29 protein-coding genes and 1 pseudogene are annotated in these 23,518 nt (G+C 32.2%); 28 read left to right on the forward strand and 2 right to left on the reverse strand.

Features of this window, described 5'->3' with window-relative positions; translation table 11 throughout:
* Positions 1-68: 68 nt before the first annotated feature.
* From BUA78_RS21065 to BUA78_RS08690, 24 genes are all read left to right on the forward strand, one after another.
* Positions 69-266 (forward strand): helix-turn-helix domain-containing protein, encoded by a 198-nt coding sequence (locus tag BUA78_RS21065; RefSeq protein WP_420795497.1) that lies wholly within the window; start codon positions 69-71, stop codon positions 264-266.
* A 343-nt stretch (positions 267-609) separates the two neighbouring features.
* Entirely contained in the window at positions 610-2,094 is a 1,485-nt protein-coding gene (locus BUA78_RS08580; RefSeq protein ID WP_072913257.1) for a DEAD/DEAH box helicase, read from the forward strand.
* A 516-nt stretch (positions 2,095-2,610) separates the two neighbouring features.
* On the forward strand, positions 2,611-2,748 hold the full coding sequence (locus BUA78_RS20205) for a hypothetical protein (RefSeq protein WP_175548991.1): 138 nt from the start codon (positions 2,611-2,613) through the stop codon (positions 2,746-2,748).
* A 1-nt stretch (position 2,749) separates the two neighbouring features.
* The gene (locus tag BUA78_RS08585) at positions 2,750-3,058 is read left to right on the forward strand and encodes a hypothetical protein (protein WP_072913260.1); all 309 of its coding nucleotides are present in this window, start codon (positions 2,750-2,752) and stop codon (positions 3,056-3,058) included.
* A gap of 2 nt (positions 3,059-3,060) precedes the next feature.
* Positions 3,061-4,407 (forward strand): hypothetical protein, encoded by a 1,347-nt coding sequence (locus BUA78_RS08590; RefSeq protein ID WP_072913263.1) that lies wholly within the window; start codon positions 3,061-3,063, stop codon positions 4,405-4,407.
* A gap of 135 nt (positions 4,408-4,542) precedes the next feature.
* Positions 4,543-5,352 (forward strand): copper amine oxidase N-terminal domain-containing protein, encoded by an 810-nt coding sequence (locus BUA78_RS08595; protein ID WP_072913266.1) that lies wholly within the window; start codon positions 4,543-4,545, stop codon positions 5,350-5,352.
* Positions 5,353-5,577: 225 nt separating this feature from the next.
* The gene (locus tag BUA78_RS08600; RefSeq protein ID WP_072913269.1) at positions 5,578-5,868 is read left to right on the forward strand and encodes a DUF5659 domain-containing protein; all 291 of its coding nucleotides are present in this window, start codon (positions 5,578-5,580) and stop codon (positions 5,866-5,868) included.
* A gap of 78 nt (positions 5,869-5,946) precedes the next feature.
* Positions 5,947-6,327 carry a hypothetical protein gene (locus BUA78_RS08605; RefSeq protein WP_072913272.1) on the forward strand — a complete coding sequence of 127 codons (381 nt, stop codon included), beginning with the start codon at positions 5,947-5,949 and terminating at the stop codon, positions 6,325-6,327.
* A gap of 87 nt (positions 6,328-6,414) precedes the next feature.
* The gene (locus BUA78_RS08610) at positions 6,415-6,825 is read left to right on the forward strand and encodes a phBC6A51 family helix-turn-helix protein (protein ID WP_072913275.1); all 411 of its coding nucleotides are present in this window, start codon (positions 6,415-6,417) and stop codon (positions 6,823-6,825) included.
* 174 nt (positions 6,826-6,999) lie between these two features.
* Complete coding sequence (locus BUA78_RS08615; RefSeq protein WP_072913278.1) at positions 7,000-7,545, forward strand: tyrosine-type recombinase/integrase; 546 nt, start codon at positions 7,000-7,002, stop codon at positions 7,543-7,545.
* Positions 7,546-7,766: 221 nt separating this feature from the next.
* Complete coding sequence (locus BUA78_RS08620) at positions 7,767-8,483, forward strand: hypothetical protein (RefSeq protein WP_072913281.1); 717 nt, start codon at positions 7,767-7,769, stop codon at positions 8,481-8,483.
* Positions 8,484-8,521: 38 nt separating this feature from the next.
* Positions 8,522-10,291 (forward strand): hypothetical protein, encoded by a 1,770-nt coding sequence (locus tag BUA78_RS08625; protein ID WP_072913283.1) that lies wholly within the window; start codon positions 8,522-8,524, stop codon positions 10,289-10,291.
* Between the two features lie 8 nt (positions 10,292-10,299).
* Entirely contained in the window at positions 10,300-11,568 is a 1,269-nt protein-coding gene (locus BUA78_RS08630; protein ID WP_238456769.1) for a phage portal protein, read from the forward strand.
* Positions 11,561-12,451: a minor capsid protein gene (locus BUA78_RS08635; protein ID WP_072913289.1), complete on the forward strand. Its 891-nt coding sequence runs from the start codon at positions 11,561-11,563 to the stop codon at positions 12,449-12,451. The genes BUA78_RS08630 and BUA78_RS08635 overlap by 8 nt, the downstream gene beginning before the upstream one ends.
* Positions 12,452-12,553: 102 nt before the next feature.
* The gene (locus tag BUA78_RS08640) at positions 12,554-13,120 is read left to right on the forward strand and encodes a DUF4355 domain-containing protein (RefSeq protein WP_072913292.1); all 567 of its coding nucleotides are present in this window, start codon (positions 12,554-12,556) and stop codon (positions 13,118-13,120) included.
* Between the two features lie 79 nt (positions 13,121-13,199).
* Complete coding sequence (locus BUA78_RS08645) at positions 13,200-14,123, forward strand: hypothetical protein (protein WP_072913294.1); 924 nt, start codon at positions 13,200-13,202, stop codon at positions 14,121-14,123.
* A 13-nt stretch (positions 14,124-14,136) separates the two neighbouring features.
* Positions 14,137-14,373: a Rho termination factor N-terminal domain-containing protein gene (locus BUA78_RS08650; protein WP_072913297.1), complete on the forward strand. Its 237-nt coding sequence runs from the start codon at positions 14,137-14,139 to the stop codon at positions 14,371-14,373.
* Positions 14,374-14,376: 3 nt separating this feature from the next.
* The gene (locus tag BUA78_RS08655; RefSeq protein ID WP_072913300.1) at positions 14,377-14,676 is read left to right on the forward strand and encodes a phage head-tail connector protein; all 300 of its coding nucleotides are present in this window, start codon (positions 14,377-14,379) and stop codon (positions 14,674-14,676) included.
* A complete protein-coding gene (locus BUA78_RS08660) occupies positions 14,677-14,982 on the forward strand; it encodes a hypothetical protein (RefSeq protein WP_072913303.1) in 306 nt (101 codons plus the stop codon).
* Positions 14,972-15,274 (forward strand): HK97 gp10 family phage protein, encoded by a 303-nt coding sequence (locus BUA78_RS08665; protein WP_072913306.1) that lies wholly within the window; start codon positions 14,972-14,974, stop codon positions 15,272-15,274. The genes BUA78_RS08660 and BUA78_RS08665 overlap by 11 nt, the downstream gene beginning before the upstream one ends.
* Positions 15,271-15,648 (forward strand): hypothetical protein, encoded by a 378-nt coding sequence (locus BUA78_RS08670; RefSeq protein WP_072913309.1) that lies wholly within the window; start codon positions 15,271-15,273, stop codon positions 15,646-15,648. Before BUA78_RS08665 ends, BUA78_RS08670 begins: the two co-directional genes overlap by 4 nt.
* 21 nt (positions 15,649-15,669) lie before the next feature.
* On the forward strand, positions 15,670-16,224 hold the full coding sequence (locus BUA78_RS08675) for a hypothetical protein (RefSeq protein ID WP_072913311.1): 555 nt from the start codon (positions 15,670-15,672) through the stop codon (positions 16,222-16,224).
* 22 nt (positions 16,225-16,246) lie between these two features.
* The gene (locus tag BUA78_RS08680; protein ID WP_072913314.1) at positions 16,247-16,606 is read left to right on the forward strand and encodes a hypothetical protein; all 360 of its coding nucleotides are present in this window, start codon (positions 16,247-16,249) and stop codon (positions 16,604-16,606) included.
* A gap of 309 nt (positions 16,607-16,915) precedes the next feature.
* A complete protein-coding gene (locus BUA78_RS08690; protein WP_072913320.1) occupies positions 16,916-18,967 on the forward strand; it encodes a phage tail tape measure protein in 2,052 nt (683 codons plus the stop codon).
* Between the two features lie 74 nt (positions 18,968-19,041).
* On the opposite strand, the pseudogene BUA78_RS20630 reads toward BUA78_RS08690, so the two are convergent.
* Positions 19,042-19,188: pseudogene (locus BUA78_RS20630) on the reverse strand (IS256 family transposase); the annotation flags it as partial.
* A 137-nt stretch (positions 19,189-19,325) separates the two neighbouring features.
* On the reverse strand, positions 19,326-19,451 hold the full coding sequence (locus BUA78_RS20840) for a hypothetical protein (protein WP_274377383.1): 126 nt from the start codon (positions 19,449-19,451) through the stop codon (positions 19,326-19,328).
* A gap of 397 nt (positions 19,452-19,848) precedes the next feature.
* Between BUA78_RS20840 and BUA78_RS08695 the strand changes: the two genes are divergently transcribed.
* The 4 genes from BUA78_RS08695 (at position 19,849) to BUA78_RS08710 (ending at position 23,339) form a co-directional block, all read left to right on the forward strand.
* Positions 19,849-20,034 carry a helix-turn-helix domain-containing protein gene (locus BUA78_RS08695; protein WP_072913323.1) on the forward strand — a complete coding sequence of 62 codons (186 nt, stop codon included), beginning with the start codon at positions 19,849-19,851 and terminating at the stop codon, positions 20,032-20,034.
* Between the two features lie 72 nt (positions 20,035-20,106).
* Positions 20,107-21,192, forward strand: a complete 1,086-nt coding sequence (locus tag BUA78_RS08700; protein ID WP_072913325.1) for a tyrosine-type recombinase/integrase — start codon at positions 20,107-20,109, stop codon at positions 21,190-21,192.
* Positions 21,193-21,631: 439 nt separating this feature from the next.
* Positions 21,632-22,048 (forward strand): hypothetical protein, encoded by a 417-nt coding sequence (locus tag BUA78_RS08705; protein WP_072913327.1) that lies wholly within the window; start codon positions 21,632-21,634, stop codon positions 22,046-22,048.
* Positions 22,049-22,397: 349 nt separating this feature from the next.
* A complete protein-coding gene (locus BUA78_RS08710) occupies positions 22,398-23,339 on the forward strand; it encodes a methyltransferase (protein ID WP_072913328.1) in 942 nt (313 codons plus the stop codon).
* Positions 23,340-23,518: the final 179 nt, after the last annotated feature.

Raw genomic sequence — 23,518 nt, forward strand, 5'->3', positions numbered from 1 at the left:
ACTTAAAAATTTTTTAATATAATTTAGGATTTAAAAAGAGGTGAAGTAGTTTGCTAATGACTAGCATAATGAAGGGTCGTGAGAGGTATATCATATTCCGCAAAAGAAACCGTATTAGGTTAATAGATGTGAGCAGATATTGTGGTTGTTCAGCATCAGCTATAAGTCAATGGGAGAATAATTTAATCAATCTCTCTGACGAACTAATTGCAAAATACAATGAGTTTATTGAAGAATTTGAAAAGAAACATAAGGTTAGATATTAACCCTGGGTATCAGCAGCCAGGTTAATATAATGCAATTTCGCTCTTAACATAATATCATTGGTTATGTTGCCAGATACATGCAGGGTCGGAACCTGCCTCCTCCAAAACAAAGCTTATCTGGATGAGCTATGGGAATTTATACATAGCAGGGGTATTGCAAATTAGTAATACCTTTGATTTCTAAATAAAAAGGAACGTCTAGGATGACGCACCTTAGAACTATATATTTTTGGCGTGAATCAATAAAACTCCTGACGTTAATATATCATTATGGAAAATCAATTGTCAATGAAAAATTGAACCGAATTAAATAAGAAAAAGAAAGGGCTAAGTGGTTATATGGATGAAAAGAATAAGTCACATTATTACAGCGAATGAAGTCTTAAGATGGAGTCCTGGGGATATTATAACTATCACTGCTGGAACTGGAGCCGGAAAAAGTTATTTTATCAAAAATATCTTATACGATTTATGTAAGCAAAATAATAAAAAGATATTAATGTTAATACATAGAATTAACTGTGTTGATCAATTTCGAAAAGAAATAGAAAAAGACAAAAAGACAGACACAATAGATATTAAGACATACCAGAGTCTAGAGAATAGTGCATTTTTCGATTTCTCAGAATATGAATATATCGTTAATGATGAATTCCATTATTTTCTAGGTGATGCTGCATTTAATATAAAGACAGACATAAGTCTAGATATGATATTAGCACAAAATGATAAAAAGATAATATTTATGAGTGCTACTGGTGACTATATGAAACGATATATTAATTATATTAGAAAGATTAATACTATTGATTATGAGTTACCAATAGAATTTAAATTTATAAAATCATTGACTTTCTTTAACAAGAATGAAACATTAGAAAAATTTATTGAAGAAGCAATAGAGAAAAAAGATAAAGGGATTTTCTTTATACAATCTGTTGAGAAGGCGTATAACTTATATAAAAAATATGAAAATGTATGTTTGTTTAATTGTAGCAAGAATAACAATAAGGGATTTTATAAGTATGTAGATCAGAAAAAAATAGCTGATATGCTCCAAAATGAAATGTTTGAGGAACAGATATTAATTACAACTACTTGCCTTGATGCTGGCGTAAATATTAATGACAAAAATGTTAAACATGTAGTTCTAGATGTGCAAGATATTGGAGTGCTTATTCAATGTTTAGGACGAAGAAGAATACAAAATGATGATGATAAAATAAATGTATATATTAAAACTATAACTAATCAACAATTAGGTGGTATGGAGACTCAATTGAAAAATAAAATTAAGAAAGCGGACTATTTGCGAAAACATACTGTTAAAGAATATCTTCTTGAATATCCAAGAGCAAAATCTAATGATTATAGTAATATTGTTTATGATGATATTGTTAAAGAAGATGATAAAGGGACTAAAAAGATAAATGAATTAATGTATTTTAAATGTAAATTTGATTTAAACGATATTGCTGAAATGAAAGTATATGGAGAGTATGGGTATTGTAAATATTTACAAAATTTATTTAAATATGAAAAGGATTATAGAACTATTGAAGAAGATTATAAATCAAATGATTTAGAAAATTATTTGGCAAGCATAAAGGGGCAAGTAATGTTACAACTTAAAGACAGGGAAGAATTAATTAAGAAAATAGATGTTAAAAGTAATGGTAAATTACTCAGGAAAATTTATAATTTAAATGGAGCTTTAGAAGAGATGGAAATACCATATAGAATAATTGAATTTCCAACGAGTAAAATCATTAATGGTAAAAAGAAAAATTATAAGAGTGCTTGGAGAGTTGAACAATTAGTTAGTTAATTAGTTCTACCACCCTTTTTGGGTGATAAGCTCTATATAGAGGTTTACACCCAAAAAGGGTGGTAATAAAAATAAAACATTATAATTTCAGGATTTATTTTTTACTTTTACTTTTTGTTTGGGTGTGGGCGAAGCCCATAAACCATAGACAAAAATAAAATAAAAGATAAACGTGATAAATTATAATCCAATAGATTCTCTTCTCATAATTAATAATAAATAATAAAAATTTTCAACATGGACGGATTAATAATTTTTCGCTTTTAGAGCGAAAAATTTTAATACGGACATTCCCCGCTGGAAGGCGACCGCCGGTAGGCAGACTATAATGATGCAGACAATTATAGAAAGAACGATGCCTTGGAGCCAGTGTTGTCACCAAGTGACAGAGAAATATTTCCGAGTCCTTTAGATGGACGTACTTTTTAGATTAGGTGGTAAAGAATCACCTAGTTTTTTATTTTATAGGTGCTACGGTCACTCAGAGTGACCGATTATATTTTAGGAGTGAAGGTTTTGAATAAGTTCGACAGAATGCTAGAAAAGTTTTTGAAAGAGTCAAATAAAAAACATAAGGATATTTTGAATAGATTAGACCGTAAAAATAAAGCCAAGAAGAAACCACTAAAAAAAGAAAGTAACGGAGGTAAATAAGGTGAAAGAACAAGATTTACTAAAATTAGAACAATTAAAAGTTGAGTTAGAGAATGCAGAAACCAATGTTATTGAGGAAAATAATGTTGTTGAGTTATTGGAAAAGGAAGTTATTCTGCCTAAAGAAGATAAGCCTAAGAAAACCAGCAGAAGTAAAAAGGCTCAATTGACTAAAGAAGAAATACAGGAAATGCTGGATGATCATTTTGCCAGGGTAAAGGAGTTACTTAAGGACACTGAAAATGAAATATGTTTTCGTGTTTATAAGGGAGTTAACGTGGCGTTGAGTAGGCATTTGGGAGGTAAATGATTATGAGTTTATGTGTTGCCATGATATCAAAGGATTGTGCCTTTGTTGGAGTGGATTCAGCGGTAAGTAGCGTAATACATGATAAAATATATAGGGTTCATGAAAAAGGAAAGAAGATATGGACTTTTAATAATCAAATTATCTTTTGTTCTGGCAAAATGACCCTAAGTAATTTAATTATGGATACATATGAGAAACAGGAAATTAGAACTATTGATAATCTAATTAAGATTGCTAAAGAGATCGAATATAAACATAAAGATGAAATAAGTATATCTAGTTTGGGTGAATGTACCATATCTGAAATACTTTTTGTTGAAGTTAAGAACAATAAAGTTCTTTCGTATATTATTTACCCTTCTAAAAACTATGAAATAAATCTAATTAATCCCGGTGAAGGAACTACCATTTGGACAGGTGGATTTAAAAGTTCTGAAGCAAACAAATTAATAAATAAGTATATGTATGAAGGGTTAAAAAGGGATAGAAACTTCAATTTAGCCTACGCTTACCAACAAACATATGATAATGTTGCAGATGAGGGTGTTGGCGGGATCTTAAAAATATATTCTATTTCTGAAAGTGGAACCGATAAATTCTATGATGGAAAAATTGAAGAAAAGAATATTAAAAGGCTAATCAAATTGAATGATAGTTATTACACTACCTCAGATACAAAGGTGTTAGTACAAAATGCTAATAATAAAAATTACAATTATATTTACTTAGGTAATAGTAATTTTGAATTAGCTCCTTTTAGAGTTAACCTTCAAGGCGATTTAACAGTTCAAAATGCAGATGTTCATGGAAGAATAGATTGTGAAGAATTAAAAATAGACGGAACAGATGTCAAAGATGAATTAAATCAATTAGCTAGTAGCATAGAAGGTACAACACTCAAAACTGGTGTTGGTGGAATAACAAAAATTGAAGGCAATATTGTAATGGCTCCTGGTAGTTCTATTAACTGGGAGAACCTACCTAGTGATGTGGCTTCTACTGGGCAAATACCAACCAAACCTGGAGATATAGGGGCATTACCAGCTAGTGCGTTGCCTAGTTATATTACTTCTACAAAAATAACTTCTACCACTATCGAGTCACCTAATATTGTAGGTGGTAAAATTTCATCTAATACAACTATTAATGTTGGTACTGATGCCACAATAGGGAATAATTTATACTTAAATCCCTCTAACTGGAGCGGTATACATTGGGGTTCTACTGGAGTTAATATATATTCTGATAGTGGTGCAAAATCATTAATACTAAATGCCCCTGGAGGTGTTTATGCAGGTGGTCAAAGGATAGATCAACCCCTTACTGGAGTCGTTGCTATATTTGGTTAAATTAAAAATATAATGTCTTTAAGTTATATCCCTTAAAAATAGTAGTATTATGTCGACAATAATTTCCAAAAGATTAAAGGACTAATAGAGTGTTTATTAGAATAATCTACTAAAAACTATAAGGGGATAATTTTTATGAAAAAACAATTAGTAACAGTAATGTTATCTGCGTTATTGCTTTCAACGTGTCCTTATAATTCATTTGGTGAAATTTCGAATATTAAGTTAATAGTGAATGGTAAGCAAATAGTTAGCCAAGAGCAGCCACGAGTAATAACTGGGAGGACAGTGGTTCCATTAAGAGCCATTGCAGAAGCATTAGGCACTGAAGTTGAGTGGGATGATGTTAACCAATCCATAAAGATAACTAAAGATAATAAAGAGATTAAATTGTTTTTAAATAAGTCTTCCGCTATTATTGATGGTCAAAATATAGTTATAGATTCCCCACCTATAATAATAAATGGAGTAACATTTTTACCCCTTCGGTTTTTAAGTGAGGCTTTAGGGGCTGAAGTTAAATGGAATGCAGAAAACAATACCGTTATAATTGAAGGTCAAAGTGATGATGATACAAATGTACCTGACTCGGTTAAGAATTGGAATTCTGGGACTACTACTATTAGTTCCGATTCTAAAAATAAGGCTAATGCTACTGATAATAAAACAAAACGACATGAAACATGGAATAGCAAAGAAGTTAATGGTGATGTAAAAATAGAAGCCGATAAAGTAATTGATATAAAAGGTAATGTAAAAATAAATGGTGATTTATATGTTTACGGAACAATTAAGAATCATGGAAATTTAAAGGTGACGGGTGCTATTCATTTATCTTCATTGGGTTGGGATGATAATGAAGAAAATGGAAGTATATGTATGTTATCTAATCAATCAATTCAAGTTGGAAAAGATGTAGGAAATATTGTATTTGATATTAATTAAAAATCTGTTTAGACTATATAAATTTAAGGCAGGGTTACTACCCTGTCTTTGTTTTTGAGGGGAAAATTTATAATCAAAGCTATCAATTGTAAGGTACTGTCCGAGGTACTTACAAATGTTAATGTGCTATTAGTTCGCATGGTAAATATACCTGTTCAATAATAAATGTCATGTTATGTCTGACGAAATCGCATCGAATTTAATATTAAAATCGGAGGGTTTATTATGGAAAATTTATATCACATCAGAAGTCAGTGTTTGGCAGCATATCTTATGAATCGGGGGTTAGAGGTTAAAGAAGTTAGCGAAGAAAATGATAGGGTTTTGCTTTGGTTTGATAAGAGCGAAAGAATGTTCGAATTGATTAATGAGTATAAAGAGAATTATTTTTTGAAGGATTATTTAATGAGGCTCAAGGAAGTTAAAACAATGGTTTGGAAGAAAAAGAATGAGGGGTTTGATATATTCCATGTATTAGCAGCAGACTTAAGGCAACATGGGGTGATGCTAGATTAAAATAATATTGGAATAATTTAGGATTATTTGCAGGGATATCATTAATTATATAGAAAATAGTTAAAAGGAGGGGATATAATGAGTTGGAAAGTCGAATATGCTAGGAAATTTAGAAGTGAACAAATAGAGAATGAGAAAGTTTCAAAAGAAATTTCTGATTTTGTTCATGGTTTAAATGAGATTTTTAAAGAAAATGGTATTGATGAAAAGGTACAGTTTATTAGTAATAAGATGATTTTTCCTGATTGTGCTGTATCTATTAGAGTAAATAGTGAAAATAATGAAGTGGAATTTACCAAACTAGATAAGAAAAATCAAAGCTCTGTAATAGATAGTTTGAGAGTACGCTATAGAGAAGGTTATTATAATATAACTAATACTAAAAAGAATCTTTGTGATAATAAGTATCTTGAATTTAATAAGGAATTAGTGGATTGTGTTTTTAGGCAATTACTATAAATGAAATTTAAGAAAGTCAACTAATTAAAGTTGGCTTTTTTATTTTTCTATATAATTTTGTAGATTGTTGATAAGGTGGTGATGATAGTGTTAGATGATAAAAAAGTAAGATGTATAGAAATGTTAGTTCAAGGTGAGTTAACAAAAACTGAAATAGCCAAGAGGTTACAGATAGATCGGACAACAATTTATAATTGGTTAGATAATAAAGAATTTATGGCTGAGTTGGACAAACGTCTACAGGAGATAAAAACCCTGGGCGAAAAAGAGTTTAATGCTAAACTGCTAAAGGCCATTGATGAATATTGGTATTTAATTCAAACTACTAAGGATTCCCGAACCAAAGAGAAAGCTTTATCATATTGGATTGACAGGTCACTAGGCAAAACTGTCTCACAGTTTAATATTAATGCTACTGCCAAACAGGAAAATGCTGATATTAAGCCGGAAGACCTAGAGAAAGAGTTTGAAGAGTGGGAAGATGAGATAGAGGAATAAAAATGAGTGTATGAATTGTTCAAAATATTACACTCGTTTTAGAAATTCATAGCTAAATTCACATAATAATACTTTAAGTGTATTAAAATGAGTTTACAAATACCCACCAGTGTAATATAATGAGTGTAGTAAAATGATATTTAATCCACACTCTTATATTTAGGGGGTATTAAAATGTTAGTGCAGCCTATAAGAGACAGAGCAATAGTAAAGCGATATAAGGATGAAGCATTAAAATCTGGCCTAAGAAACTATATTCTTATTACATTTCAATTGAATATGGGATTCAGAATAGGTGATGTTGTTGGATTAAAGGTCAAAGACGTTAAAGGTAGTCATATGATCTTACAGGAACAAAAAACAGGTAAAAGTAAAACGCAGTTTATACCAAATGAATTAAGAGTTGAGTTAGATAGATATACCCAGGGTATGAGTGATGAAGATTATTTATTCCCCTCTCGCCAGAAAAACGGTAAGTACCCCCATATTACAACTACCCAAGCATATAGGATAGTTAAAGGCATTGCTGATAAATTAGGGTTAGAACATTTTGGTAATCATTCATTAAGAAAAACTTTTGGAAGGTTTTATTATGAAGAAACAAAAGACTTAGTAAAACTTCAAAAGATATTTAATCACTCCTCACAGTCAGTAACGATGGAATATATCGGACTAACGCAGGATGAGATAGACGAAACATTAAAGAAGTTTTACCTGTAGAACTAATGAAAGAAGATTATAAAACAAGATAACAAACTAGAGTGGTGAGTATTCATCACTTATTTATTTGCTCGAATAGATAGCGAACAAATAGGGGTATGCTTCTATTTTTGGAGCCGGGACTAGGCCGGAAGTAACCTTCACGATTTTTTATAACAAAAATAAGGTATTAAAAGGATAAATACTCTTATTATTGAATTGAAATATAAGAGGTGAAAGAAATGACTGTTGTAATATCATATGTTTCTGATAGTTTTTCAATAATTGCTACTGATACTAGAGTTATTGAAACAGCTTTTGGCAAAGTCGAGCAAACAGATGATAACCAAAAACTCTATGATTTAAAGAATATGGGATGGTGTGCAGGTGCAGGACAAGGAGACTTCATAGAAGATTTTAAGCGAAGTTTAGATAATATTGATATTCCTGTTTCTAGTGAGATTAGAAATTTATTTAATAGAACCATTGAGAATGCCTATACAAAGAGTCCATTATTTATAGAAGAAATAGATAATAGTGTTATTGCATTCTCTTGTTTTTCAATAGATGAAAATAATTTAAAAGTGGGTTTTCTTTGTAAAAAGTTTTTAGACCATGCCAGTGCTAAAGATATTGATGTACTGTTTTTTAAAAACAATACTATAAGCATAATCTATCCATCTGATTATTTAGATAGACCCGATATGATGGAAAGCCTGGAAGAAAGATACACTCTTTCCTTCAAAACTAATCAAGATAAAAGCAAAATATTAAATATTATTACCAAAATTTTTGAGGAAATATGCTTTAATTCTAGTTACGTAAGTAGAGCTTGTGATATAGGATTTCAGTGTTATCAACCAGAAGGTATCTATAAAACTCGTTTAAAAGATGATATTTCTAGAATAAGAAAAATTGCTATAGACGAATACTTAAAATATTTAAGACAAACCAAATAAATTTGGTCATAGAGAACCTTACAATAGGTTCTTTTTTTATGCCCCAGAATAAGGTGGTGATATCTATAAGCCAAAATATAGAAATATTCAACACAGAAGATAACCGTAAACTCCTATACCAGTACCTAATCAAATATTATCAGTCAGAAAAATCCTTTACCCTAGATAAAGCTAAGAAAATGGCTCAAAAGCTATTTCATGAATATAAAGATAATCTATTTGGTGATAAATCCTTGTCCTGGTGGTTAGGCAGCAAATCTATAGAATATTTCTGCCTTTATTATCTTCAAGACACATTCATTCCTAAACTAGATAATACTGCTAGAAAATTAGCCCCTGTTCATTACGATATCTGGAATGAATTAGAATCAATGTTCATTAAAGATAATTCAGATAAACTTCTTTTAGTTTTGCCAAGGGGAGCAGCAAAGACAACTGTATGTGATTTTGCTCTTACTACTTGGTGTCATTGCTATAAGGTTTCAATATATACTCTTGTGGCAGGAAAAGTAGAACAAGATGCTATAGAATTTATTAGGGAAATAAGGAGAGCATTTGAAGAGAATCCATATATAATAAACACTTTTGGTAAGCTAATTGATTCTCGTAAATATACAGCTAATAAACTAGAACTGGAATTAGTTAACGAAACTAAAATACAGGCCATAAGCAGTGTGAGCAGTTTACGTGGTAAAAAATTTAATGGTCACAGGCCATCACTTATTATTGCTGATGATTATCAGGGTAAATCAGACGTTATTACCCAAGAAGCAAGGGATAAAAAATATAATACCTGGGTTCAGGATTCGCAATATGCTGGAGATAAAGCAGTATTTCGAGATGGTAATAAAGTTAAAATGGCTACTAAATTCATTGTCTTAGGGACTATTTTACATAGAGATTGTTTCATGTCCCGATTGCTTAAGGATAAATCCTATAAATACATAGTACATAAAGCGGTTTTGGTTGATGATGTAGATGAATTGTATAACTCTGGACTTTGGGAAGAATTTAAAAAAATATATTTTAATAGCCAATTAAATGATCCAATTGCCGAAGCTAAAGAATTCTATTTCCAGCATGAAGGAGAAATGCAATATCCTGTTTTATGGAAGGATAAATGGGATTGCTTAGAACTAGCTATAGACTATTACTCTAATCCTCAAGCCTTTAAACAGGAATTACAAAATGATGCTTCTAAAATTGGTGAAAAAGCTTTCCATCAAGCAACAACTAAATCCGCTGAAGAAATTGAATCTCAGTCCTTTGAAAAGACCATTCTTTGCTGTGATCCAGCAGTTGAAACAAAATCAAATAATGACTTTACTGCTCTATTAGTTGGCAGTAAAACCAGCAACAATTTTAGATGGGTAAGAAAAGGTATTATTGAGCGGTATACTTTTGACGAGTATATTGATAAAGTCATAAAACTATTAAAGGAATACGAAAATATTAAAGCAATTTGGATTGAAAAAAATACCTTTAATGGTACAGATAAAAGGGAAATTGAGAAGAGAATTAATGAGGATAAATCTTTAAAATCTCGTAATATCCAAATTATAAATGAGCGTCAAAATAAAAATAAAGAAGCAAAAATTAGAGCCATATCCGGCAAAGTGGATAGTGGCTTTATTATTTTTAATGAAGAAGATACAGGGTTTATTAACCAGGTGCTTGATTATGAGGGGGAAGGGTATTCCCTTCACGATGATGCTCCTGATGTGCTTGCCGAATTTGACAGGCTTATTGATGAAATTAATATAATTCAATTTGCTACTGCATTTGATAAAACGAAATTAGGATTGTAGGTGATAAATTGGAACAATTAACACATGAACAATTAATACAGAAATGTATTGAAGATTATAGAATGCAATTACCACTATTTAAGAAAATGGAGAATTACTATAAAGGTGATACTGATGCAATGGTTGGTTATCAGATTATCAAGAGTAGGGCAAATAATAAAGTCCAAAATAACTTCATTAAGAAATTCATTAAGGAAGAAATGTCCTATGCTGTTGGTAATAAAATAACCTATATTAGTCGTTCATCTAATGAAGATATTATCAAACAAATAACCGATAATGCAGCACATTGGTCAGAATTACATGAGCAAAATCTAATGAAAAATATGCTTAAATTTGGGTTTTGCTATGAATTATATTACCTTAATGAAGGAAGATTCTGTGCTAGAGTGCTAACCCCTTTGAATGCCTATGGGTTGTTTGATGAGAATAATAATCCAGTATTGTTCATGCACTTCTTTTATAAAAAGTTTGATGATAAAGAATATATGGACTTATATCTGCCAGATAGAATTGTACATTATGCCGATAATGTCATTATTGGTGAGACTCTAAATAATATTAATTGGGGTGGAGTTCCTGTCTCGTTATGTGCAATATCCGAGGAAATGGAACATGACACTTTATATAAGGATTTAAAGGGCTTACAAGATGCATTTGAGATTAATTTATCTGATATTTCTAATGAAATTTCTGATTTTAGGAATGCATATTTAATTCTTTTAGGTTGTGATATGGAGCGTGAAGAATTAGAAAAAGCAAAATTACAAGGTGCTTTTAAACTTCCTAATGGAGATAAAATTGATGTTAAATGGCTTATAAAGAATATCAATGATTCATTCGTTCAGAATACCTTAACCACAATAAAAGAAAATATCTATGAATTAAGCTCACATATCAATTCTAATGAGAAACTTCAGTCTAACACAAGCTCATTAGCATTAAGAACACGTTTAATTTCGCTAGAGCAGCGGGTAAAACTAAACTGTAATGCTATGGCTGATTGTATTAAGAATAGACTGAAGTACTTATTTAGATATGTAAGTATTAAAACTGGAAAACAGTTTGATTATACTGATATTAAAGCCAAGTTTACCATGATGATACCCCATGATGATTTTATGACAGCCCAAATTATAAATCAAGCGGGAGATAAAATATCTACTAGAACTGGTATTGCTCAGTTTAGCTTTATAGATAATGTAGATGAAGAAATGAAAAGGCTTAAAGATGAAAGAGATATGATAGATTTAGATAGAGTTGATTTAGATGAATAAACAGTTTGAACAAGAAATAATTAGAATCAAAGAAGACATGGAAAGATTAGTTGATAAAGATATGAAACCAATCTTAGAAGCTTATAAAAGAGCCTTAAATGATGTTAGAGAAGATATTGCAAAACTATATGTAAAGTATGCAGTTGATGGTGCTTTGAGCGTATCTAAGCAACAAAGATATACGATATTAAAGCAATTGGAGAATAAATTACTCCAGCATGCAAAAGAAATTGGGTATATTGACTTAGGCCACACTACAAAAATATTAGAGGATGTTTTTAGTGAAAGTTACTATCAAACGGCCTTTGTTATTGATAAAGGTATTGAAACTGCTATAAATTTTGCTATTTTAAAGCCTGAGTTTGTTAAAGCTGCTATAGAAATGCCTATAGAAGAAAAGATGTTTAGTGATAGGATATGGGATAACAAATCTAAATTAGTTCAAAGGGTTAGAAAATCAGTTGAGAAAGCAATGATTCAAGGTACTTCTATTGATAAACTAGCCAGGGACATTAAGAAAGAATTTGGTTCTAGTGCCTATGAGAGTAAAAGGCTAATTCATACCGAAGTAGCCCGTTGCCAATCTCAAGCACAAAATCAAATCTATAAAGATTCAGGTTTAGTTAAAAAAGTTATGTGGTCTGCCACACTAGATAAACTTACTAATCCAGAAGATGCAGTGTTAGACGGTAAGATGTGGGATATTGATGAAGAACATCCTTCCCCTCCATTACATCCAAATTGCCGTTGTTGTCTCATACCCGTAGTCCCTGGTTGGACTCCAACAAAAAGACGGGAAAATATCAAAGATAGCTCAGGCAAAAAGCCAATTATTGATTATCAGGATTATAATTCATGGAAACAATCAAAAAATATTAGTTAATTAGGCCATTTCAACTTAATTGTTGGGGTGGTCTTTTTATATTTATAATAAAAAATTGCACTTGTAGGCATTGGACTATGAGGGCAGAAGGAGAGATTAAATATGGATTTACAAGAAATTAAGGCTTATTTTCAAACAAATAAGGACAATGAGGACATTAAAAACTACCTTTCGGAGCTTTCTAAAGTTACGACTGAGGGAGTAGATCAGTTTGTTGCCACTGAAGAAGGTAAAAAATGGCTAGGTAAACACAATGATTCATTCTTTACTAGGGGTCTAGAATCCTGGAAGAAAAATAACTTGGAGAAATTGATTTTTGATGAAGTTGCCAAGGCTAATCCACAAGAAACACCTGAACAAAAGAAGATTCGAGAACTTGAAGAAAGATTGAATCAGAAAGAGGCACAAGAGAAAAGGCAATCCCTGTTAAATAAAAGTTTACTAATTGCCGATCAAAAGAAATTACCAAAAGATATTCTTGAATTCTTTCTTGGAGATTCGGAAGAGTCTACAATTAAGAATCTTGACTCTTTAGAGGGTGTGTTCTCGAAACATGTTGAAGCACTGGTAAATGAAAGAATGAACAATGGAAACTATACCCCTCCCAATGATGCTAAAGGTAATGATATTAAAACAATACAAGAGACATTTAGAAGTAATCTAGGTTAATTAAATTTGTCTTTTCGGGCTTAGACGTTAAGGAAAGCACTAAATAATATTAAAATTTGAAAGGATATGGTGGTTTAATATGGCTAATACATTAGAATATGCAAAGATTTTTCAGACTGAGTTAGATGCTCAAATGGTAGCGGGTGCTACTTCTGGTTGGATGGAATTAAATGATAATCAAGTTAAATATAATGGTGGTAATGAGGTTAAAATCCCTTCTGTTGTAATGGATGGACTTGCAGATTATGACCGTGATGCAGGATTTACTAAGGGGTCTGTAACTCTGTCTTATCAAACTCATCAACTAACTCAGGATAGAGGTAGAACTTTCTCTCTTGATGCAATGGATATAGATGAGACTAATTTTGTGGCAACGGCTGGAATGGTTCTAGGAGAATTCCAAAGAACCAAAGTAATTCCTGAAGTGGATGCCTATCGGTATAGCAAAATTGCTTCTCTTGCAATTGCTGGAAGTAAGGCCAGTGGTGGTTACACTGCTGCAACAAATGATATTTTAGCGAAATTGGTTGCTGATATCTACCAGGTTTATGATGCTGTAGGTGAAGGTGTACCCCTTGTTATTACCATGAATATGGGTATCGCTGCAATGCTGGATACTGCTGATAAGCTAGAAAAGAAATTAGATGTAATGGACTTTACTCAAGGTAATGTATCGCTTAAACTAAAATCTATTGACGGTATTCCTATTATTAAAGTACCTTCTACAAGGATGAAAACTGCTTATGTATTTAATGACGGTGCAACTGCCGGACAGGAAGCGGGTGGATTTGTTGCCGATGGTACAGCAAAAGATATTAACTGGATTATTTCTGCTAGAAATAGTGTAATTGCTATCTCCAAGACTGATAATCCTAGAATCTTTGATCCGCAGACAAACCAACAGGCCGATGCATGGAAAGTTGATTACAGAAAATATCATGATCTTTGGATTCCTACTAATAAACTTACTGGCGTATTTGTTAACGTAAAACAGGCTCTATAGGAGGCTGTTTTTTATGTTTACATTACAAAAATTAAATGTAGTTAAGGTAGTTGATTCTGAAATTAAAAGAGATAGGTTGATGAAGATGGGATTTGTAGAAATACAAGTCCCTCAATCATCTTCCGGTGATGCAGATTATAAATCTATGGACTATAAAGATTTAAAGGCATTAGCGACTGAAAAAGGTATTAATACTTACAAAATGAAGAAAGAAGACATAGTTGAAGCTCTGGTACAACTGGAGGAATAGAATATGCTTGATTTAATAAAAGAATTATTAGGAATTGATTTGCTAGATACCTCTAAGGATAATATTTTAAATCATTATCTGAATAAATCACAAAATGCTATAAAATCATACTGCAATATTGATTTAATACCTGAATCACTTAATGGCCTTGTGGTTGATTTAGCTATTTTCTTTTATAAGAATAGGGACTCACAAGGGGTTATACAACAATCCCAAGGAAGTAGAAGCAAAACCATTGTAGATGGTATTCCAGAATCAATAAAATCCTGCTTACCTTTACCTAAAATTAAGGTGGTGGGGTAGATGTTTTATAATAAAAGCCTTAGTTTGTTGACCATTAGTGAAGGTACTGTTGATGATTTGGGAATTTATCATGTTGGAATAGAAACAGTATTAAAAACTATTCCTTGTGATATTCAGCCATATTCTAGTGAATTACTTTATCGTGATTATGGGTTTCGGGAGCAGGTTACAAAAAGAGTTTTTTGTAATTTGGATTCTGATATTAAAAATGGTTCAATAGTCATAGATGAAGCCGGACAAAGATATATGGTGAAAAAGATTATTGAATGGGATGATTACATGGATGTGATGTTATATGATAAATAGTCTGTTTATAAGAGTAATTCAAGATGTTGCCCAAAGAAGGGAAAGGGCAGTACAAGAAGTTTGTTTGATTGTTGAAGCAGATGCAAAACTTAATTGCCCTGTAGAAACTGGTACACTTCGAAGGTCAATTACTCATGCGGTTGAAAGTGACGAAAATAAAACTGTTGGAAGTGTTGGCTCTAATGTTGAGTATGCATATTGGGCAGAAAGACATACCCCTTATCTTGAGACAGCAGTAGATCAAAACCAACAAATAATTATTAATAAAATTAGAGAGGTTTTGACTCCATGAAAGTTATTAGAAGTTATTTACTACAGGATTTACAGTTAAAATCCTTACTGGATAATCGTGATTCTATCTACTTGGTGGAGAAGCCCACAGAAAAGAAAGATGATACATATATAGTCTATTTTTTTAAACCTATCACTGGTGGATTCGTAAAGGATTATCAATTTGAATTTCGATTGATAAGCAAGGATTTGCATAAACTCATTGCAATTCAGAGCAGGTTAATCAATTTATTAGATGACCCTAGAGGGGAAAAGATTATAAAAAATAGTGAAACTGTCATTAGGAGTACAAAACTACTTAATGGTGGTGGACAGGTTAAGAATGAAAATACAGGCAACTATGAAATGGTTGTCTATTTTTTATGCCAAATTTAAAAAGAAAGAAGGTTATATAATATGGCTTTAGATTATCAAGTATCTGACCCTATTGTCTTAGGAAGCGGGGAACTTTACCTGGGAGTAGTAGCAAACCCTGAAACTGCTGATGAAGCAACAATTGAAGCAGCATTAAAAAATATTGGTGCTATTGAAAGCGGTGCATCATTAGAGTATAAACCATCAATTCAAGAGATTGGTAGTGCGAATAGAGGCACAATTATGAGATTTGTTACAAAAGAAGAGGTTACATTTGACTGTGGAATCCTCACATGGAAAGTTGATAATCTGGCACTACTTGCACCTGCTGCTGTAACAACTGATGCTGCCACAAAGACTAAAATTGTTAAAATTGGGGGAAGAGGGATGCTACCCGTGAATTATTTGCGCTTTATCCACACTAAGAAGGATGGAAGCGGGACAATTACAGTCAATATCTTAAAAGCTCAAAATACAAATGGTTTCAGTTTTGCATTTGATAAAGAGAAACCTCTATCGGTGGGTTATCAATTTAGTGCATTGGCTACTAATGATGGAACGTTAGTTGAGATTGTTGAGACATTTCAAGAAATATAAATAAAGGAGATATGATATAAAAATGAGTAAAATTATTGATCTATCAGTGTTACTTAGAGAACCTTTGATTTTTAGAGATATTAAAGGTGAAGAGTATGTTATTCCTGGTGAAATCGACTTGGATTTTATGCTGAAACTAAACGCATATCAACAAAAGATTACGAAGGTTGAGAAAGAAGAGGACTCAATTAACTTAGGTAGAAAAATGATGATTGATATTTTGTCTTTGGATAAATCTAAAAACATTACGATGGATTTAATAAAGGAAAGATTTAATGATATCCGGCATATGAAAATCATCCTTGAACAGACCATGTTATTCATTAATGAGATTGTAAAAGACCCAAACTTCAATTCCCTAGAATCTACCAACAAGGAGTAGGTGAAGGTTCTGGGGGTTTTGATAATTTTGAAATGATGGAGAATATTGCTTATCTTATGTCAAAAAGCAAGATGAGTTATTTTGAGATTATGAAACTGCCTTATGCAGTTTTTCTTTCGTTATTGAAGCATTTTCGTTTATTTGATCTTCAATCAACTTCTGAAGGTAGGGAGCTATTAGCGAAATCTAAGAGGTTGTATGAGACTGAACCAGATTTAGATAAATTAAGGAATTCGGGATTCTATCAAAAAGGGTAGTAAGTTTATTGGCTTATTATCCTTTTTTTATTTGCAAAGGAGGTGAAAAATTATGGCTTCAGTAATTGATTTAGCAACCTATTCTTATAATTTAATTTTGAATGATAATGATTTTACCTCCAGAATGCAGAATGCTGAAGGTAATGTAGATAGATTTGAAGGTAGAATGGGCAATTTTACTACGTTTCTTAAGGGTGCCGTTATAGCTGGGATTGCTACTGTTGGTATTGCCCTTGGGGGCATGGCGATAAAAGGCATAAAAAGTGCCGATGAACTGCAACAATCATTAAATTTATTGGCTGCACAAACAGGTGCTACAACTGATGAAATGCAACAATTAGAAGAATCATTAACTAATATTTATGCTAATAATCGTGGCGAAAGTTTTGAAGATATTGCTCAAAGCATGGCCAGGGTTAACCAGACATTAGGTTTAACAGGACAAGAGTTGGAAAATACAACTCAGACAGCCTTAATGATGAGAGATACCTTTGACATGGACGTAGGGGAGAGTATTGATACAGTTAATGCTTTGATGGCTAACTTTGGGGTTACAGCGGAACAAGCTTATAATCTCATGGCACAAGGGGCACAACAAGGCGCAAATAAAAACGGTGACTTAACAGAGGTTCTAAAAGAATATGCTCCACATTTTTCTCAACTTGGTATTAGTGCAGAAGAATTCACTGATACACTTATTCAAGGGGCTAAATCTGGTGCGTTTCAAATTGACAAAGTTGGTGACGCAATTAAGGAATTCTCCATTCGTAGTAAGGACATGTCTACAACTAGTGCAGAAGGATTTGAATTATTAGGGTTAAATGCCGAGGAGATGTTTAATACCTTTGCTCAAGGTGGAGAAGGGGCTGAAAAGGCATTCCAGGATGTAATTACTCGATTAGGACAAATGGATAATCCACTTGCTCAAAATACTGCAGGTGTGGCATTATTCGGTACTATGTTTGAGGATCTAGGTATAGAAGGAATTAAAGCACTTGGAGACATTGGTGACTATGCAAAACTAGACGTTGATGCTCTCAATCAGATCAATAGTGTTCGATATGATTCTTTCGGTCAGGCATTAACCGGTATTGGAAGAGGTTTGGAAACAAGCATTTTAATACCTATGGGTCAACAGGTTTTACCTATCATGAGTGATTTTGCTAATTGGATTCAGGCAAATATGCCACAAATTAAGGCTATTATAGGTGGTACATTGAATTTTATTGGATCATTGTTTACCACTGTTGGTAGTTTAATTGGTGCTTTTATCGGGATTTTGCAATATTGCTATATCCAAAACAAAGAAATTTTTGATGGAATTGGTCAAGTAATAAGAACTGCTTTTGATATTATCACTGGAATTTTCAAAACTGCTACAGCATTATTAAAAGGAGATTGGGATAAATTTGGAAAAGAACTCTCAAATCTCACTAGTAATATATTTAAATTGATACAGAATTTATTCAATTTAGGACTAACCACTATTAAGACAATATTAAGTAATTCAATTAGTAATTTCCAATCACTGGGAAGTTCTATCATGAATGCTTTATATAATGCTTTTCGTGGGGTATGGTCATCCATTACTAGTTGGCTTAATTCGGCAATATCTAGTGCGGTATCTTCAGTTAAAGGATTTTCTAGTAGTTTCTATAGTGCAGGATCACAATTATTCTCTTCTTTTTGGAATGGAATTCGAAGTGTTTGGGATAGTATTAGTTCTTGGATTAGTAGCAAAGTAAATTGGGTTAAAAATCAGTTATCATCATGGCGTTCAGCACAAAGTGAAATGTCAGACGATGGGGGTGGTAGTGATAAATATCCTGCTTATGCTCAAGGAACACCTTTTGTCCCAACTACAGGATTGGCACTTCTCCACGCTGGTGAGGCCGTAATTCCAAAGGAATATAACGTTTTTGCCAAAGGTGGGAAAATTGGCAGGGATACAGTTAGTCAAAACATAGAAATTCCTAATGTTAATATTACTTTTAATGTTAAGGATGCCTTTGATATAAGTAAAAATGGAAAGAAAATAGCAAATTATGTATATGGAGATATTATAAAAGGATTAAAAATGAGGGGAGTATCAAGGCCTTTATAAATAGTAATTTGGGTTAGTTTTTATGGGTCTGTAAAGAGTTTTGTGTAAACTCCATAAAACCTAGACCTGACCCCTTAATCTGTCATCAGGATAAGTACCCAATCCTTGACCCTCTGGGTCCATTTCTTAATAACATTCATTGTAACCAGGTAGAGCATTTTTGTCAGCGATTCATCGTTGAGGGAAATGCTCTTTAATTTGGTTACTTTTCTTAACTGCCTTATATTCACGGAGTTTACACAATTTATTTTACGGAGTCGATAGAATTTTTATTATTTGTTTAAATATGTTATCTATCTCTTCTTTCGTTGCATTTGGATCTTCAATAAATTCACCTGTAATTTTAATTTCTTTATTTTTACTCATAATCATCACCATTAAATATAGAAAACACTATATTGTAGATTTCACTAATTTCTTCTTCGGTTACTTTTTTATCATATTCAAATTCCCTAGTAACTTTCCATTTTGTATCTGTTTTCATAATATCACCCTTTATCTTTTAAATTTTCATATATAAATTAAAGAGTAACCTAGTACAATTCTTTTTTATTTCTTCAAATTCTTCGTCTGAAACAAACTCATAATCTATCTCTACTTTCATAATTTTAGCACCTTTCTTTAAAAATTAACTTTAGTATAAACTAAAACTGATACAATATGCAAGATATTATTATTAATGTTACTATAAATATATATATTATTAAAATATAAATATAATTACAAACGACTACAAATATATTTGTGTTTTAATAATAGAAAGAAGGTTATATAAACAGTGAAAAGCAGGGAGCGTTTTCCCTGCTTAATTTATTTTCGGTTATTAGAATGTTGGTATATACCTTCAGCAAATTAAATCTAAAAATAAAAGGTGATTATATATGGAAATTTATACTATCCCACAGCTTGCTAAATTACTTAAAAGAAGAAAGCAGGATGTTTATTCAATGGTCTATTCTGGAGAAATTGAATCATTTAAAACAGGCGTAAGGGGTTTACGGGTTACACAAAAAGCAGTAAATGAGTACATTTCCAGTAAAAATACAATGAATTATTTTAAAATATAAAGGAAGAGGGTATGTTATTGTTGAAACAATAATATACCTTAATCTTCTCTTTATTTTATGAGGAGATAAAAAATGGCACAAATAAAAAAATTAAAGGATAAGAAGAATGCTTATGTAATCACAGTTTATCTAGGCAAAGATAGTAATGGTAAAAAAATTACAAAAAGCAAAAAATTTGAGGGGAGTAAACCAGAGGCCAAACAATTTGCAAATGTATTTGAAGCGCAACTTAAACAAAATAGTAATTTAGATTCTTTAATGTCTATGAAGGATTATTTGCAATATTGGTTGGAAAAGATTAAATCAGAAATAGATGAAAGAACTTTTGAAACGTATAGTTATCATGTTAATAGGTTAACCCCATACATTGGTAAAATTAAATTAGTTGATCTTAAACCTTTAATTTTAGAAGACAAATTAAGACCTTTACAGAATGAATTGTCTCCTAAAACCATTAAAGGTATCTATGGTACTTTACGTACAGCAATTCGTAGAGCAATAAAATGGGACTTGCTTATTAAAGATGTTACTATAGGTTTAACTCCACCCAAGAATTCACGTAAAGAGCGCAGAGTTTTAAATTGGGACGAAATTAAAATTCTCAAAGAACTTGGTAAAGGCTATAAACATTACCCTATTATTCTAATCTTACTAGTAACTGGAATGAGACTAGGAGAAGTATTAGGATTAAAATGGAAAGATGTTAATTTTACAAAAAATGCCATTACTATTCAAAGGTCTGTAAATATTCGTAAACGTACTGTAAAAGATGAACCTAAAACAATGAATAGTTTACGAACCATTATTCTAGATCAAGAAACCATGAATTTACTTAAAGAAATTAAAGGAACAAAAAAAGTACAAACTATTAGTATTAATAATTCACTCATTTTTCAAGAGAATGGGAAGCCTATTAGTTCTAGTGCAGTAAGAAATACTTTTAATCGAATGTTAAATAAATCTGGTTTGCCACACATGAGAGTCCATGATTTAAGACATACCGCAGTTTCAATAATGCTTGATTCTGGTTATACATTGGCAGAAGTAGCGTATCTAATTGGAGACACAATTGAAACAATAACCAGGACATATGCACATTTAATTAGAAAAGGTCTAAATATTATGGATTCGGTTATGGCAAAACAACAGTCGGAATAAATTCAGAATGGTTTTGGATTCGGAATAAAATTCGGAATGGATATACTCTAAAATGCCTCAAGTCCTTTAAATTCAAGCACTAGAAAAAAATAGTGCACAGGTTCGATTCCTGTCAGGCGCACCATAACTGACACATCAAGAAACTCGTAAATCCTTAATTTATAAGGACTTACGGGTTTTTATTTTTTAAAATTAAAGTAACACTAAAATTAATTTTATGTGAAAGATACGTTAAAAATATTGGATAATAATCTACTCACGGAAAATGATTTAGATGTAATCAAATAAATTTTAAATCTATCTCTCTTTTATAGTAGTCTATTTTTACAATACGTGCGGAAGATGGATTAATATTTTTATTTAAAAAAGCTCAAGATAAGATTAATGTGAACCTAAACAGAGTTTAATTAGGTTTGCTAAAATCGAAGGGTGGGATTATATGAAGAGAACACAAAAAATTAGAAATTTTCTCGGTGCAGTTATCATTGGAACCTCTGTAGTATCCTTTGGAGCCAGTGCCATTGCTAACACGGATATCTCACCAGTGCCAAATCAAACCTATTCTCAAGTATGTCATGGAAAGCATCACTTTAATGACATGATGAAGGAATTTGTTTCCCAGAAGATTATCTCCCAAGAACAAGCCGACAAGTGGGTTGAATATCGCCAATCTAAAGTGGCTGACAGAAAAGCAGAGCGGGAAAAAATAAAGAATTTATCAAAAGAAGAACGCCATGAGTATTGGAAGCAAGCCAAAATTAAAAGATTAGAAGAAGTAGTTAAGGCAGGAATTATCACGCAGGAACAGGCAAACCAAATAAAAGAGATATGGTCAAAACAATGCAATAAACAGTAAGGAACTAGAAGTAACAACTGCTGTTCCTTCATTAAGTTGATTTATGTGTCTTCAGAAGGATTAATGTGAGGCTAAAGCAATTCAGTTTATATTATGGAAAGAAAAGAAATTTATCAATTATTAGGAGACCACTTTGCGAGCCACAGTAAATGGGATTGCCAACTCTGGCAATGGATGTTTCAACAGCCTCTGAGTTCAAGGTTCCATTGAGCTCAGAGGCTGCTTATTTTACAGCACGGTGATAAAAAATTCTTACAATAGGTTTTAAAGGAGCATACTAGTTATAGAAAAAGGGGGGAGGGGTCTGATATACTTAATAAAAACCTGGTATTAATAGGGAGGGGTCAAGATGCCTAATTTAACAAACCCTGTAGCACCACAGGAGTTATTGGTTGTAGGTGCGGCCTTACAAACTGGAATTTTTGATATCCTAAAACAAGGTTCCTGCTCCTTAGAAGAATTGGCAAAAAAACTTGATTTTGATTTGCGGGCCCTCTGGACAGTTAATGAGTCGTTAGTCTCCCTTGGTTACTTACAGTTTAATTCGGATAAGTACAGTCTGACTTCTGAAGCAGAGGAAATATTGTTTAATGAACAAAGCGACAAATATGTAGGCTATTCCCTTATTCATACTTTTAATGTGATAAAAGCGTGGACTACAATTCCTGAGGTACTAAAAACAGGGGCACCTTTGGAAAGGGTGCGCGATCAACAGGATATAAAAGGGTTTATGGCGGCTATGAAAAAAAGTGCCAAGGAAACCTCTGACGATATTATTACTATTTGTTTGCGGGATTTACCGATTGGTTCCAAGGTATTGGATTTGGGAGGTGGCCCCCTCAATTATGCCCGGCCCTTTGCTGCGGCAGGTGCTGAGGTAACGGTTCAAGACAAACCAGAGGTCTGCGAAGTGATGGAGAAAAATCTTCTAGAGAACGAACGAATTAAGTTTGTTCCGGGTGATTTTACCGAGGAAGTCATTGAAGGACAGTTTGACTTGGCTTTTTTAGGAAATATATGTCATATTTATGGTCCAGAAGGAAATACTCTTTTATTTAAGAGAGTACACAAAGTGTTAAAGCCAAATGGCCGTATTGCTATACTCGATTTTGTAAGGGGCGTAAGTAAAAGGGCAGAGCTCTTTGCAGTAAATATGCTAGTGAATACGCAAACCGGTGGCACCTGGACCCTTCAACAGTATACCGATTGGTTAAAGCAAGCAGGCTTTGACGATATTCAAATGCATGATATAGCAGGCAGGCAAATTATTCTGGCTAGAGTCATTACATAGTTTTTATGGATTCTAAGCCCTATGCTTCAAGAACAAACCCCTTGCGTGTTGAATTCAGCATACAGGGGGTTTATTTTGCTTCTATGGATAATGATTTTTATGTTTATCCTTTATAATTATGGTGTTGTTGGAAAATATGATAGAAAAATAGTAGCCAGCAGAATATAATGATAGGTAGA

The sequence above is a fragment of the Desulforamulus aeronauticus DSM 10349 genome, assembly GCF_900142375.1.
GTDB classification, from domain to species: Bacteria; Bacillota; Desulfotomaculia; order Desulfotomaculales; family Desulfotomaculaceae; genus Desulfotomaculum; species Desulfotomaculum aeronauticum.